At 41.7% G+C, this 15678-nt stretch carries 13 protein-coding genes and 1 other annotated feature; of the genes, 11 read left to right on the top strand and 2 right to left on the bottom strand.

The features are described 5' to 3' along the window. Positions 1–128 precede the first annotated feature (128 nt). Positions 129–272 carry a hypothetical protein gene (locus ACWJAF_RS03445; RefSeq protein ID WP_448862225.1) on the top strand — a complete coding sequence of 48 codons (144 nt, stop codon included), beginning with the start codon at positions 129–131 and terminating at the stop codon, positions 270–272. A gap of 202 nt (positions 273–474) precedes the next feature. Here ACWJAF_RS03445 and ACWJAF_RS03440 read toward each other — a convergent pair whose 3' ends face one another. After that, positions 475–1731 (bottom strand): sensor domain-containing diguanylate cyclase, encoded by a 1257-nt coding sequence (locus ACWJAF_RS03440; RefSeq protein WP_448862223.1) that lies wholly within the window; start codon positions 1729–1731, stop codon positions 475–477. A 107-nt stretch (positions 1732–1838) separates the two neighbouring features. Then, the gene (locus tag ACWJAF_RS03435) at positions 1839–2381 is read right to left on the bottom strand and encodes a V4R domain-containing protein (RefSeq protein ID WP_296033802.1); all 543 of its coding nucleotides are present in this window, start codon (positions 2379–2381) and stop codon (positions 1839–1841) included. Positions 2382–2601: 220 nt separating this feature from the next. Here ACWJAF_RS03435 and ACWJAF_RS03430 point away from each other — a divergent pair, with 220 nt between their 5' ends. From ACWJAF_RS03430 to ACWJAF_RS03385, 10 genes are all read left to right on the top strand, one after another. Then, positions 2602–4182 carry a glucose-6-phosphate isomerase gene (locus ACWJAF_RS03430; protein ID WP_296091787.1) on the top strand — a complete coding sequence of 527 codons (1581 nt, stop codon included), beginning with the start codon at positions 2602–2604 and terminating at the stop codon, positions 4180–4182. A gap of 243 nt (positions 4183–4425) precedes the next feature. Then, a complete protein-coding gene (locus tag ACWJAF_RS03425; protein WP_448862220.1) occupies positions 4426–5811 on the top strand; it encodes a bifunctional folylpolyglutamate synthase/dihydrofolate synthase in 1386 nt (461 codons plus the stop codon). Positions 5812–5957: 146 nt separating this feature from the next. Next, the gene (gene folE, locus ACWJAF_RS03420) at positions 5958–6515 is read left to right on the top strand and encodes a GTP cyclohydrolase I FolE (protein WP_296033807.1); all 558 of its coding nucleotides are present in this window, start codon (positions 5958–5960) and stop codon (positions 6513–6515) included. Between the two features lie 76 nt (positions 6516–6591). Further along, on the top strand, positions 6592–7113 hold the full coding sequence (locus ACWJAF_RS03415) for an HD domain-containing protein (protein WP_296033808.1): 522 nt from the start codon (positions 6592–6594) through the stop codon (positions 7111–7113). Continuing rightward, the gene (folP, locus tag ACWJAF_RS03410; RefSeq protein WP_296091805.1) at positions 7110–7925 is read left to right on the top strand and encodes a dihydropteroate synthase; all 816 of its coding nucleotides are present in this window, start codon (positions 7110–7112) and stop codon (positions 7923–7925) included. Before ACWJAF_RS03415 ends, folP begins: the two co-directional genes overlap by 4 nt. Before the next feature lie 48 nt (positions 7926–7973). After that, a complete protein-coding gene (gene folK / locus ACWJAF_RS03405) occupies positions 7974–8801 on the top strand; it encodes a 2-amino-4-hydroxy-6-hydroxymethyldihydropteridine diphosphokinase (protein WP_448862218.1) in 828 nt (275 codons plus the stop codon). Between the two features lie 103 nt (positions 8802–8904). After that, positions 8905–9546 (top strand): trimeric intracellular cation channel family protein, encoded by a 642-nt coding sequence (locus tag ACWJAF_RS03400; protein WP_296091803.1) that lies wholly within the window; start codon positions 8905–8907, stop codon positions 9544–9546. A gap of 38 nt (positions 9547–9584) precedes the next feature. Continuing rightward, positions 9585–11492 carry a diguanylate cyclase gene (locus ACWJAF_RS03395; protein WP_448862216.1) on the top strand — a complete coding sequence of 636 codons (1908 nt, stop codon included), beginning with the start codon at positions 9585–9587 and terminating at the stop codon, positions 11490–11492. Positions 11493–11578: 86 nt separating this feature from the next. Further along, positions 11579–11822 (top strand) — a binding site (T-box leader). A 128-nt stretch (positions 11823–11950) separates the two neighbouring features. Further along, positions 11951–12973: a bile acid:sodium symporter family protein gene (locus tag ACWJAF_RS03390; RefSeq protein ID WP_296033812.1), complete on the top strand. Its 1023-nt coding sequence runs from the start codon at positions 11951–11953 to the stop codon at positions 12971–12973. Positions 12974–13590: 617 nt separating this feature from the next. Continuing rightward, the gene (locus tag ACWJAF_RS03385) at positions 13591–15675 is read left to right on the top strand and encodes an efflux RND transporter permease subunit (RefSeq protein WP_448862214.1); all 2085 of its coding nucleotides are present in this window, start codon (positions 13591–13593) and stop codon (positions 15673–15675) included. Positions 15676–15678: the final 3 nt, after the last annotated feature.

Below are 15678 nucleotides of genomic sequence, written 5' to 3'. Positions count from 1 at the left end.
TAGATAGGTCAGAGGTGGAAGTACAGTAATGTATGGAGCTGACTGATACTAATCGGTCGAGGGCATGACCAAGCAAGGTGATAGGTAGGATGAAAGAAAATATTTCTTGTATGCAGTTTTGAAGGTATATGAAAGATAAGAAGCAATCAACATGTGTTGGTTGTTTTTTTGTTGATGTAAAACGGTCACTTGCAAGTGGAATGAACGGACATCTGTCAAAGCCTGTGAACATACAGAAACTGGAAGAAATATTGGGAGCTTTGATCAGCTGACAGGAGAAAATGCGGTAGTCATACGGTACAACAGAGATAACAGATATACGACAGAGTAAAAAAGCGCTGGAAACGGTATAGCCCGGTTAACCAGCGCTTTTTTAGATCGCCATGTGTTCAGAAAAGAAGCTGTCGGTGTCAGATCCTTTCTGAACGCATAAAGTATGCAGAAAAAGTTGCCAGTGGCAGGTCTTTCAGGTACTTAAGTATTCATAAGAAGTTGTTTTTTATGTTGTTTTTTATGTTCTTTTTTCTGTATATACATAGCCGCATCGGCTTGTTTTAAGATGGCATCAATGCCGATAGCTTTCTGATCGTTGGAAAGCTTTACAATACCAAAGCTAAAGTTCTTATCATAAGGTCTGGTGGATTCGGCGATAAAGTCCTTTTGGATCTTCCGGATCTTTTTTTGTGCGACGTCTTCCGGACATCCTTTCAGGATAATACAGAATTCATCACCGCCGACACGGGCGAATACATCATGTTCACGGATATTGTGTTTTACAATATCAACAAAGTGGCAGATATACCAGTCCCCTTCCATATGGCCATAGGTATCGTTCACATATTTCAGATGATCCAGGTCACAGTAGCAGAAGATCAGATCATTGCCGGTGTCTAATAGTTCATCGAGCTTCTTCTGGAAATAACACCGGTTACCAATCTGGGTCAGAGTATCAAAGTAAGCTTCCTGTTCGAGCTTGTCCTGTTCAAGCTTATCTTTGGTAACTTCCAGAATGATGTGTGCATAGGCTTCTTCCCCCTGCCATTCCATCAAAGCAGTTGTGATACGGTAAAAGTGATGAGAGGAATCTTCAGCATCCCAGGTCCATTCATAGGAGGCTTCATCAGAAGCTTTTTTTAACTGACCGGCTTTCTGTTTCTCAAGGAAGATCTTATAGAGCTCATAGTTCTGAAGCTTTTCAATATTATTGCGGCTGGAATAAAGAATTCGTGGGTCATTGATACTTGTAACGAGGATATCTTCTTTACTGCGTTTGATCAGGTCAAGCAGAAGTCCGTTGTAGTTATCGACCATATCTGCATGATTTTTTTCACGTTCTGCTTCTTCTTTTAAAAATTCTTCACGTTCATGGAGTTGCTTTGTCATGGTGTTAAATGCTTCAGAGAATTCTCCGAGATAAGATACCGTCTGAGAGTAGTCACCTTTTGCAACCTGCTTGGCCTGCCAGGTCAGATGATTCAGATTGGCATGGATGTTCTTGAGATTCTCACATAAAAAGTTATCTCTGGAAGGAGTAAAATCTGTCAGATTACCATTGGAGAGCGCAGCAGAATACGTCTTCATCTCGCGGACAGCGTGATCAAGATACTGAAGCCCCATTCCAAGCTTCTGGAAAGGTTCGTCCAGAAGCTCAATATCCAGGGATGCGGGTTTTGGATCATATAAAATGCTCCTCAGATATTCAAATAATAATTGGCAGTTTCTATCTTCCATAAATGTATCTCCTGAAATAATAACTTGCAAAATAATCTTTCAAAACAGAATGAAAATGCAAAGCATCTGCAACATCATCTCACTGTGCGGGCAGACATGTTGCCGGATTATTCGGTATCTTCAACTGCAGCATGAAATCTGCAGACACGGTCGCCGGTTGCCCAGCAGTCAACTTCAATTGCGGTGTATGGTTTTCCGGAATACACAGAAAGAATTCCAGAGATGAATCCCTCATCATAATTACATACAGTTTCGCCAAGAACCGGAAGCCCGGAACAGTCGGCATCCTCTGCTACGGTCAGGATGATCTTACCACTTTCTTCATCTACGTTTTCGATACGGAGAACACCGATCTTTAATTCCTGCATACGGTCCTGAAGCTCACCGACAAATTTGTCCAGTGACTGGTCCATATTAAGGAATTGTTTGGCGAAGAATTCACCGGCAGTACGTCCGGCATTCCGGAAGATTTCTACCTGTTCTTCTTTTCCGTAACGTTTGATCAGTTCGTCTTTCAGAGAGTACTCAAGCATGCGGTATACCATAACCGGAAGCTCAGCTCCAAGATTCTCACGGCTGTCCGGATTATAATACAGATAATCAGCAAAACTGATTGGTTTCTGGTCTTTTAAAAATATATTTTCTACCATAAAAATAACGTCCTTTCTCTACAAAAGACCTTTGCAGACTCGCTACTTTTAGTATAGCATTGAATAAACGGTGGTTCAATAAAAGATTATCATTCATAGTATATACAGGATATAATAATTGTTATTATTGAAAAAATATGCTACTATCTATATAGAATACGGTCTGAATTAACAGGCTGGAAAGAACATATTTATATTTATTAAGGAGGAATCTAATACTATGATTACCTGGAACAACTTAGATACCCTTACATCATTCAAAGAACTTGAGAATGTAGAACGTGTAAATCTTGTAGAAGCAATGACAGGAGAAAGCGGAGCAGAACGTGTAAAGAATTACAGCGTTCCGATGGCAGAAGGACTTACTTATAACTATGCTGCAAAGCAGGTTGATGATAAAGTACTGGCTGCACTTGCAAAATTAGCAGACGAAGCACAGCTGGTAGACAAATTCGAAGCACTGTATAACGGAGAAGTGATCAACACAGGTGAAAAACGTCTTGTACTTCACCACATGACACGTGGACAGCTCGGAGAAGCTGTAGAAGCTGACGGCGTGGACAAGCGTGCATTCTATACAGAGCAGCAGGCTAAGATTGCAGATTTTGCAAATAAAGTACATGCAGGAGAGATTACGAACGGAGCCGGTGAAAAATTCACGACAGTTGTTCAGATCGGTATCGGTGGAAGTGACCTCGGACCTCGTGCAATGTATCTTGCACTTGAAAACTGGGCAAAGAAAAATGATACATTTAAGATGGAAGCAAAGTTCATCAGTAACGTAGACCCTGATGATGCTGCAGCCGTACTGAATTCTATCGATGTGGCGCACTCTATCTTTGTATTAGTATCAAAATCAGGTACAACACTTGAGACATTGACCAATGAATCATTCGTAAAAGATGCCCTGAAGAACGCAGGACTGGATGCTTCTAAGCACATGATCGCTGTTACAAGTGAGACATCTCCACTGGCTAAGAGTGATGATTACCTTGCCGCATTCTTCATGGATGACTATATCGGTGGACGTTATTCTTCTACATCTGCAGTTGGAGGTGCGGTATTATCCCTGGCATTTGGTCCGGAAGTATTTGCACAGTTCCTGGAAGGTGCAGCAAAGGAAGATGTACTGTCTAAGAACAAAGACGTATTCAAAAACCCTGCAATGCTGGATGCATTGATCGGTGTATATGAAAGAAATGTATTGGGATATCCAAGTACGGCAGTACTTCCGTATTCTCAGGCATTGAGCCGCTTCCCGGCACATTTACAGCAGTTAGATATGGAGTCTAACGGAAAATCTGTAAACCGTTTCGGAGAGCCGGTTGATTATCCTACAGGCCCGGTTATTTTCGGAGAACCTGGAACAAACGGACAGCACTCATTCTATCAGTTACTGCATCAGGGAACAGACATTGTGCCATTACAGTTTGTTGGATACAAGAACAGCCAGATGGCAACAGATGTTGTAATTCAAGACAGCACAAGTCAGCAGAAACTGTGTGCAAACGTAGCTGCCCAGATCGTAGCATTTGCATGTGGTAAGGCAGATGAGAACCGCAATAAGAACTTCGAAGGTGGACGTCCATCAAGCATCATCATCGGAGAGCAGGTAAATCCGGGATCTCTTGGAGCACTTCTTGCACACTTCGAGAACAAAGTAATGTTCCAGGGATTCGTATGGAACGTGAACAGCTTCGACCAGGAAGGTGTTCAGCTTGGTAAAGTACTTGCAAAACGAGTACTGGCGCATGAGACAGACGGAGCACTGAAAGTATTCAGTGACTTATTGAATATTTAGGCGAATCAAGTAACGAAGCAGATTGCGAATATCCGTCTGACTTACTATACGTTGGAAAAAATGATGTTGTTTGTATAGAAGTGATTTCTATAAATACGCAGGTAATTACTTGTTAGAGTAATCGAATAGTGGTATGATAGTGCTGTTAATCGGGAATATCCGGTTGACAGCATTATTTTTTAGAACATGGGAGAAGCTGTCAGTGGCAGGTTCTCTGTATGGAAATGAAAGGAAAATAAGAACGTGACCTATAAAGAAGCAAGGGTATATTTGGACGAAATGTCGAAATACGGAAGTGTACTTGGCTTAGATACGATTCGAGGTCTGTTGCGTGAGCTGGGAAATCCGCAGGATGACTTAAAGTTCATACATATTGCAGGAACGAATGGAAAAGGATCTGTGCTTGCATACACTTCAACGATTTTAAGTAAGGCAGGATATAAAACCGGACGATATGTTTCACCGACAGTAATCTCGTATCTGGAAAAGATTCAGGTAGATGGAGAATGGATTTCCGAAACTGAATTTGCAGATATAACAGAACAGGTAAAAGAAGCGATTGACCGGCTAAAGAGCAAAGAACAGCCTGTCCCGACGGTGTTCGAGACAGAGACGGCAATGGCTTTTTTGTATTTTAAAAAGAAAAATTGTGATCTGGTTGTATTAGAGACTGGTCTTGGCGGCGAGACGGATGCGACGAATATTGTAAAGAATACGGTATGTGCGGCATTTGCAACCATCAGTGTGGACCATCTGGGCATGATTGGCGATTCGCTTGAGGAGATTGCGCAGACAAAGTCAGGAATTATAAAACCGGGATGTAAAGTAGTATCGGCAAGACAGAAGGAAAGTATAAGCAAGATTTTGCAGGAAAAGGCCGGAAGTCTTGGATGTGCTTACGTAGAAGCAGAACCGGAGCTTATGGAGATAGAGGCAGATGACTATAAGGGAATTACATTTTCATATAAGGAATATCTGCATATGCAAAGTCAGATTGCCGGAGAATGCCAGAGAGAGAATCTGGCGGCAGCACTGGAAGTAATCAATAGCCTTAAGGATCTGGGGTATGAGATTACGGAAGAGGCAGTGCGGGATGGCATCCGTGAGACGAGATGGGCCGGACGGTTCACCTGTCTGTCGGAAGAACCGGTAGTGATCGTGGATGGTGCACATAATGAAGATGCGGCGAAGAAATTGCGAACGTCACTGGAACGGTATTTTAAAGAAAAAGAAATCATATTTATCATGGGTGTATTCAAAGATAAAGAATACGAAAAGATTGTGCAGATATTAAGTCCGTTGGCATCGAGAGTCTATACGGTGGATCTTCCGAATAAAGAACGTACTCTGCCCGGAGAAAAACTGGCAGAATGCATCAGAAATACGGCGCAGAAATCAATAACAGATGAGAAAAAAATACCGGATATAGCAGGTGGATGTCAAGAAGAAACATGCCGGAAGAATAAAGGAAAGTTCCTGGCAGTAACAGCTGAAAAGAGTATAGAAGAGGCTGTGGCAAAAGCGTATGATTATGCAAAAGAGGATGCAGAAAACAGAGTAGTGGTTGCCTGTGGTTCGTTGTCCTATCTCAGTGAAGTAATTCAGTGTGTGAAAGATATGAAAATGTAATACATACCGGTATTGAATCAGGAATCTGTGAAGGATTATTACAACAGATATGAGTACAATGAATCAGGAACCGGAAGACAATAATTGAGGATATACGAAGAGTAAATTCTGCAAAGAAAGAGTCATAAAGAAAGACGAGGAAGAAAATGATTGATCATGAAAAGATAGAACAGGCAGTGCGCCTTCTCCTGGAAGGCATGGGAGAAGATGTGAACCGGGAAGGCCTGATTGATACGCCGGACCGTATTGCCAGAATGTATGAAGAGATATATGGAGGTATGGATGAAGATGCCGGAACGCATCTTTCCAAAACATTTACGGTAGACAGCCAGGAGATGGTGGTAGAAAAAGATATTACCTTTTATTCTACCTGTGAACATCACCTTCTTCCATTTTACGGAAAGGCGCACATTGCCTATATTCCGGATGGTAAGGTTGTCGGGCTTAGTAAGCTTGCACGGACGGTGGAGGTATTTGCCAGAAGACTGCAGCTTCAGGAGCAGCTGACCGGTCAGATTGCAGATGCACTGATGGAACATATGCAGCCAAAAGGCGCACTGGTCATGATTGAGGCCGAGCATATGTGTATGACGATGCGCGGGATCAAGAAGCCGGGAAGCCAGACCGTTACAATCGCAAGACGCGGTGTATTTGAAGAAGATCCGGCACTGGAAGAGAGATTCTTCCGGCTTCTTGGCAGATAAAGAACAGATGAATGTTACGGTTGGTATAACGTATGAGCTGTAACAGAGTTAAAATAAAACAGAAAAACGTAAAGATATGAAAAAAGAAATAAAGAAAAGAGATAAGATGCCGCGGCTGAACGCGGTTATAAATCACGAGTTATATCAGAAATATTATGAAAGAATCCGATCCTGTGAGACGGACCGGATCTTTTGCTGTCATCAGATGAATCATCTCCTGGATGTGGCAAGGATTGCATATATTAAGAATCTGGAAGAAGGTCTGGGTTATGAAAAGGAACTGATCTACACGGCAGCAGTTCTTCACGATATTGGCAAATCGTTCCAGTACAGAGAACAGATCCCACATGAGATAGCAGGGGAAAAGGTGGCAAGAAGGATTCTGGATTCGCTCCCGGAGGAAGTGAACTTCACAGATGAGGAAAAAGAACTGATCTGTCTGGCGGTAAAAGGACACAGAAGAAGACATGAGGGGATGCAGCAGATAGAGGAGCTTTTTTACGAAAGTGACAAAAGATCCAGAATGTGTCTGTCCTGCGCAGCAGAAAAGAAATGCAACTGGGACAAAGAAGAAAAGAATATGGAGATTACGATATGATTATAGGTGGAAGAGAATTTGACACAAAGAATAACACATATATTATGGGAATCCTGAATGTAACACCGGATTCCTTTTCTGACGGTGGAAAATTTAACGGCATGGATGCAGCGATGGCACATGCCAGACAGATGGTAGAAGAAGGCGTGGATATCATCGATGTAGGCGGGGAGTCTACACGTCCGGGGCATATACAGATCACAGATGAAGAAGAGATTGCAAGAGTGACACCGGTCATCGAGGCGCTGAAAAAAGAATTTGACGTGCCGGTATCCATCGATACTTATAAGAGTCATGTGGCAGAAGCAGCCATTCAGGCGGGGGCAGACCTGGTAAATGATATCTGGGGACTAAAATATGATGAGAAGATGGCAGATGTGATCGCAAAATATAATGTGGCATGCTGTCTGATGCATAACCGTGAGAAGGCAGAATATCAGAATTTTTTGAAAGATTTTATGGATGATATGAAAGAATGTGTAAGGATTGCAAAGAATGCAGGCATTGCAGATGACCAGATCATCCTGGATCCGGGTGTAGGATTTGGAAAAACATATGAGATGAATCTGGAAATCATTGACCGGATGGAAATCTTAAATGAACTGGGCTACCCGGTATTACTTGGAACATCCAGGAAATCCGTGATCGGTCTGACACTCGATCTTCCGGTAGATCAAAGAGAAGAAGGAACGATGGTTACAACCGTCTATGGAGTCCAGAAAAGATGCGCATTTGTCAGAGTTCACGATGTAGAGAAGAATAAAAGAGCCATCCAGATGACAAAGGCGATCATGAGAAAGCATGAAGTATGAGATGCAGGATTCTGAAGTTATGATAAGTAAGAGTGTGAGGTTTATAACATGGAATGGGACAAGATTAAGATAGAGGATCTGGAAGTATTCGCCAATCACGGTGTATTTCCGGAGGAAAATGTACTGGGGCAGAAGTTCGTGGTGTCTGCTGTCCTGTATACAGATACCAGAAAAGCAGGGCTTGAGGATGAATTAAGTGCATCGATCCATTATGGGGAAGTAAGTGCATTTATTACAGAGTATTTAAAGAGTCATACATTTAAGCTGCTTGAGAAGATTGCAGAAGGACTGGCCGAAGAGATGCTGCTTAAGGTTGAGGGGTTACAGAAAGTAAAACTGGAGATTAAAAAACCATGGGCCCCTGTGGGTCTTCCGCTTAAGACGGTAAGCGTCGAGATTGAGAGACAGTGGCATACAGCATATATTGCACTGGGATCTAATATGGGTGACAGCCAGAAATACCTGGACGAAGCAGTAAAAGCACTGGATGAAGTGCGTAATACCAAGGTTGAAAAAGTATCGGGATTCATCACAACACCGCCGTATGGTGTGACGGATCAGCCGGATTTCTTAAATGGATGTCTGAGACTGCGGACTCTCCTGTATCCGGAAGAATTATTAAAAGAACTGAACCGGATTGAAAAAGAAGCCGGAAGAGAGAGGATTATCCACTGGGGACCAAGAACACTGGATCTGGATATTATATTTTATGATGACCTTGTAATGGAAAAAGACGAGTTATGTATTCCGCATGTGGAGATGCATAAGAGAGAATTCGTACTGGAGCCGTTAGAGGAAATCGCTCCGTATAAGAGACATCCGGTATATGGGAAGACAGTCAGAGAGATGCTGGAGGATCTGAGAGAGGAGAAATAAAGCAGCAAAGAGTGGAATGTTGCGAACGAAAAGAATAGAAGAATATAAGTTACTGGGTGCAAGGTGTGTGAACAGTAAAAATATGACGGAATGGGGAAATAAAATGGATATTCAGGATTGGGTTATATTTGTGATTGAGCTGATCGGAACAGTTGCATTTTCAGCTTCAGGAGCAATGGTAGGAATTGAGTGTGGAATGGACATATTTGGTGTATGTGTACTTGGGGTTTCGACTGCAGTGGGCGGTGGAATGATACGTGATGTCATACTTGGGAAGATCCCATCGGCACTGATGCATCCGGTGTATGTGATCTATGCCGTAGTTGCAGCTATTTTTGTATTTGCTATTATATATTTTCGAAGAAAATACTTGCAGGATGGGTTTGGAGAGTTTTATGATAAAGTTATGTTAGCAATGGACTCCGTAGGACTTGGAATTTTCTCGGCGATGGGAGTAACGAAAGGAATCAGCTGCGGATACATCGATAATACATTCTTATTAGTATTTCTGGGAACAATGACCGGAGTTGGAGGCGGACTTCTGCGGGATACGATGGCGGGAGTGGCACCGTACATTTTTGTAAAACATATCTATGCGTGTGCTTCGATTATCGGGGCATGGGTGTGTGTGCTTGTGTATAGGGATTTTGGAGAATTGCTGGCAATGGTAGTGTCTTCCGTAGTCGTTATGGTAATTCGTTTTCTGGCAGCACATTACAGATGGAATCTGCCAAGAATCCGGTAGTTATGGAGAATAGATATTCGTAAAAGGGAGGTATTGGAGTGATTGATATCATGACAATGGAACAGGCTGAGGAGGAAATATATCATTTTAAAAAGATATTTGAGATGGTACGTCTGTTTCGTCTGAATACAGAGACTAAGAAAAAAGAAGTGTGTAAGGTCGAAATATCCGGACCTGAGAAATTACGTAATATCAGCAAAAATTGTGATGACTGTATCGTGCAGGAAACTTTTGACACAAAAGAAGAAAAAGGGAAAATCGAAATATTCGAAGGAAAGCTCTATCAGCTGATTACCAGATATATGGAGATTGAAGGAGAACCATATGTCATGGAGCTGGTAAGAGGGCTTGACAGTGACTGGAAGATTGGACAGATCGATCATGAAAAAGTGGTGAATCTGTTCATGAATTACAATGATAAGTTGTATAAAGATGCAATCACAGATACTTATAACAGACGTTATTATGAAGATGAGATCAAAGAGAAAAAAGACAATGCAGGGGTTGCGCTGATCGATCTGGATGATTTCAAATTATATAACGATACTTATGGACATAATGCAGGAGATGTGGCACTTTGTACAGTGGCAGATGTCATAAAGGGAAGTATCAGAAAATCTGACCGTCTGATCCGTTTTGGAGGGGATGAGTTCCTTCTGGTAATGCCTGGCATAGAAGAAGATGCATTTATCAAAAAGCTGCAGATGATCCAGCAGAAGGTCAATAAGACGATTATTCCGGGCTATTCAAAGATCCAGCTGACGATCAGTGTCGGCGGGGTATTAAATAATGGGGGAACGATCGAAACGGCAGTGAAGCATGCAGATCATCTGATGTATCAGGCCAAGGAAAAGAAGAATATGGTCGTGACGGAATACGATGATACGGCGTCTGAGGTGCAAAAACAGCAGATCCTGGTTGTAGATGATTCGGAGCTGAACCGTGGGATATTGATCGAGATGCTGAAAGAGGAATTTGATATCATAGAGGCAGAAAACGGAAAAGAAGCAGTAGATAAGATTAGAAAATATGGAAAGAAACTTTCGGTCGTACTTCTGGATATTGTTATGCCGGTCATGGATGGATTCGAAGTGCTTTCGGTGATGAACAGGAATCACTGGATTGAAGACATTCCGGTCATTATGATATCGAGTGAGGAGTCAGAAGGCTTCATAAGAAAGGCATTTAACCTTGGGGTATCGGATTATATCAGCCGCCCGTTTGACTGTGATATCGTATACCAGCGTGTGTTTAATACGATCAAGCTGTATGCAAAGCAGCGCAGGCTTATGACACTGGTATCAGACCAGATTCTAGAAAAAGAGAAAAATAACCAGATGATGGTTGAGGTGTTAAGCCAGATCGTAGAATTCCGTAATGAGGAAAGTGGTCTTCATGTACTGCATATTAAGATCCTGACGGAAATGTTACTGGAATATCTGGTACAAAAAACGGACAAATACGAATTGTCACCGGATGAATGCCACATGATCGCAACTGCATCGGCGTTCCATGATATCGGCAAGATCGGAATTGATGAAAAGATATTGAATAAGCCGGGAAAACTGACACCGGAGGAATTCGAACAGATTAAGCAGCATACACTGATTGGTGCATCTATGCTTGATAAGATGGATCGCTACAAAGATGAACCACTGATCAAGATCGCATATCAGATCTGTCGCTGGCATCATGAGCGTTATGACGGACGTGGATATCCGGATGGTCTTTTTGGAGAAGAGATCCCGATATCGGCGCAGATCGTATCCATTGCAGATGTTTATGATGCACTGATCAGTGAGCGTGCGTATAAGAAAGCATTCTCTCATGAGAAGGCACTTGAGATGATCGTGAATGGTGAATGTGGTACATTTAACCCGCTTTTACTGGAGACACTGGTGGAGATACAGCCGAAGCTGAAAGAGAAAATGGAAGAGATTGCATGAAATATTATGCAAGAAATGTGAAAATTTATGCTTGACATTTAAAATGACAGGTTTATAATAAGTGCATACAAAAACATATGGTTCACCGAAATTCGTTGATGAGAACAATGCCGTATCTATCGTTATTTCACAGAGAGCCTGCGGTTGGTGGAAGCAGGTAATAAGCAGATAAGGATATCCTCTCTAAGAAGCGGGTTGAAAGCAATATCAGTAAACCTCGCCGGTATCCCCCGTTACAGGGAAAGCGTATGATGGTACGTTATAGAGTGTTGCAGAGTATTTTTATTCTGCAGAATTAGGGTGGTAACGCGGATTATATTCGTCCCTTTTCAGAGTTTATCTGAAGAGGGATTTTTTTATACTCAAAAATTTCGTATGAAATCGTGGTTCGCGGTTTTGAAGGTGTTATAAAAAGAGAAATTTGGTGAACAGTGATTGCTTAAAGGAGGAAGATAGTAATGAAAACATTACAAAAAGCAAGCAAATTTTTATCAGACTACACATCAATTGTTGTAATCGCAATCGCAGTGGTTACATTTTTCCTTCCATCTATGATGGGCTGGGTCAACCTGGCACTTTTTACAGATATGGTATCGAATAAGTTCACCTGCCAGTCTATTATCATTGGTATTATCATGTTCAGTATGGGACTTACACTTACAACAGAGGATTTTAAGATTCTGGCACAGCGCCCGTTTGATATCTGTGTTGGTGCGATTGCACAGTATCTGATCATGCCATTTCTTGCATTTGGACTTTCAAAAGCACTGAATCTTCCAGATGGTATTGCACTGGGACTGATTCTTGTAGGATGCTGTCCTGGTGGTGTGTCATCGAACATTATGTCTTACCTGTGCGGAGGAGATGTTGCTTTCTCGGTAGGTATGACAACAGTATCTACACTTCTTTCACCAGTTATGACACCGCTTATGGTATCATTCCTTGCAAGTGGAACACAGATTACGATCAAAGGACTTCCGATGTTCGTATCGATCATTGAGACAGTTATCCTTCCTGTAGGTGTTGGATTCTTATTGAACTACCTGTTTGGAAAGAAACAGACATTCCGTGAACTTCAGAAGATCATGCCGGGTATCGCAGTACTTGGACTTGCATGTGTCGTAGGTGGAGTTGTATCTTCACAGGGAGCGAAATTCTTCCAGTCAGGTGTTGTGATTTTTGTTGCAGTATTACTTCATAACGGACTTGGATATCTGTTTGGATATGGTGCCGGCAGACTGGTTGGTATGAATACTTCTAAGAAGAGAACAATCTCTATCGAAGTTGGTATGCAGAATGCAGGACTTGCAACAAACCTTGCAACAACAACTGCACAGTTCGCATCCACACCAGAATCAGCAATCATCTGCGCGGTATCATGCACATGGCATTCCATCTCAGGAACATTACTTGCCGGATTATTTGCAATGCATGATAAGCGTCAGGGAAAGACGGTTGGGGAAGTGAAAGAAGCTGTTTAATACACTATTTTGTTGTGGCCTTTCGGTCCATGAGAAAGCGCTTCAAACAGGATACCAGCGCTTTCTCATGTCGTGACTGGAGCCGAAAGTGTATGAAATAGTTGGAGGGCGTAACCGCTCACGGTTACACTCTTCGTTTCATTCATCATATCTTACGCATTCGATATACACGGAATAAAAAGCAACCAGCTCTTTCTGAGCCACTCTACCATGACGGAGTGGCACAGAAAGAGCTGGTTGCTTTTTATGTAGGTCCGGTTATCCAAAGTGATGAATTAAATTCCTGCGTAAGAACCGTCGTCCTCTCTTATGTGTACGTTTCATATCGAATGCTCCATGTGTAAAAATTCTTGTAATTAAGATAAACCAATTGTAACATACGAATGCCGGAGTGTGTTTGAAAAATCATTTCTACAATTTGCACACTTCACTTTACGGTATATTTTGCAGAAAGTATTTTTTATACCTAAGTATGCAAGAGAAACTGCAAGTGGCAGGTTCTATGTATATATAATTTGGAAAAATAAAAAAAGAATTAATTTTGAACAAAATATTGACTAGTGGTCATTTTGTACTATAATGATAAATGCATAAAGAAGTTAGAGGAGATGGAAGAGATGGTCAAAGTTGGCAAATGGATTGCCAAACACAGAATACTGATGCTGATCATAGGCGTTCTATTGATCGTACCATCAGTAATAGGCATAGCAAAAACAAAAGTAAATTATGATCTGCTTAGTTATCTGCCGGATCACCTGGAGACGGTAAAAGGACAGGATATACTGGTAGATGAGTTTGGAATGGGTGCATTCTCCATGGTCGCGGTGGAGAATATGGATATGAAGGATGTACAAAAGCTGGAACAGGAATTTGAAAAAGTTCCACATGTCCAGGATGTACTCTGGTATGACGATGTAGCAGACATCAGTCTTCCGACTGAGATGATCCCAAAAGACATCAGAAAAGCATTTATCAATGGTGATGCGACGATGATGCTGGTATTATTCGATGATACGACATCATCCGACAATTCAATGGAAGCTCTGACACAGCTTCGTAAGATTGCAAATAAGCAGTGCTTTATCAGTGGAATGACAGGTATTGTTACAGATATTAAAAATATCGCGATGAAAGAACTTCCAATCTACGTTGTGATCGCAGCACTGTTAAGTCTGGTTGTACTGGAGATTACATCGGGATCATTTGTAGTTCCGTTCTTGTTCCTGTTAAGTATCGGACTTGCGATCCTGTATAACTTAGGAAGTAATATCATACTTGGTGAAACTTCCTATATTACACAGGCACTGACAGCGGTGTTACAGCTTGGTGTAACGATGGATTATTCAATCTTCCTGTTGAACAGTTACGAAGAGAATAAGAAGAGATTCCCAGCTGAAAAAGAAAGAGCCATGGGTCATGCGATTGCCAATACATTTAAGTCAGTTGTCGGAAGTTCCGTAACTACAGTAGCCGGATTCATTGCACTGTGTGTTATGACATTTGCCCTTGGACGTGACCTTGGTATTGTAATGGCAAAAGGAGTTGTGATTGGAGTTATCTGTTGTGTAACGATTCTTCCGGCACTGATCCTTGTATTTGACAAACCGATTGAAAAGACGAGACACAAACTGCTCTTAAGCAACATGGACTGTCCGTCAGCATTTATTACAAAGCATTATAAAGTATGGATTGTAGCGTTCCTTGTATTATTACTACCGGCAATATATGGAAATAATCATACAAAGATCTATTACAATATTGCAGATTCATTACCGTCCACACTGAACAGTAATGTATCAATCAAAAAAGTAAAAGATGATTTTGGAACAAGTAACATGCACATTATCATGATGGATAAGAACATGAGTGCTAAAGAAAAACAGAAGATGTTCGAAGAAGTGGATAAAGTAAAAGGTGTAAAATGGACGATCAGCATGAGCACACTGATCGGGCCTACCGTACCTGATTCCATGATTCCAAAGGATGTCCGTAAGATGATGCAGAGTAAAGATTATGAGCTTGCATTTGTAAGTACGGAATATGAATCTGCAACGGATGAAGTCAATACACAGATTAAGAAGATTGATAAGATTGTAAAATCATATGACAAATCCGGAATGGTCATCGGAGAAGCACCTCTGATGAAGGATTTGCAGGATGTTACAGATGTCGATCTGGTAAATGTAAATATTATCTCGATCGCAGCAATATTTGTCATCATCCTGATCATTTTCAAATCAATCTCACTGCCGGTGATTCTGGTAGCTGTTATTGAATTTGCAATCATGATCAATATGGCGATCCCGTATTATCGGGGAATCAGCCTCCCGTTCGTGGCAAGTATCGTAATCGGTGCGATCCAGCTTGGAGCAACCGTTGATTATGCGATCCTGATGACGACGAGATATCAGAAGGAAAGAAGTCTTGGAAAAGAGAAGATGGAAGCAATCAGCATTGCACATAAAACGAGCATGCCATCCATCATCAGCAGCGGACTTAGTTTTTTTGCAGCAACATTTGGTGTAGCCTGCTATTCACAGGTTGAGATGATCGGTTCGATCTGTACATTGCTTGCAAGAGGAGCGATTATCAGTATGGTAGTAGTTCTTCTGGTATTACCGGCAATGTTCATGATATTTGACAAGTTAATCTGCAAAACTTCCATTGGATTTCTTGGAAGCAAAGCAAAGAGCAAAGCGTAAAAA

The organism is Dorea sp., from assembly GCF_977044405.1.
Note: the sequence above shows the minus strand (reverse complement) of the source record. Positions and strands in the feature narration are given on the sequence as shown.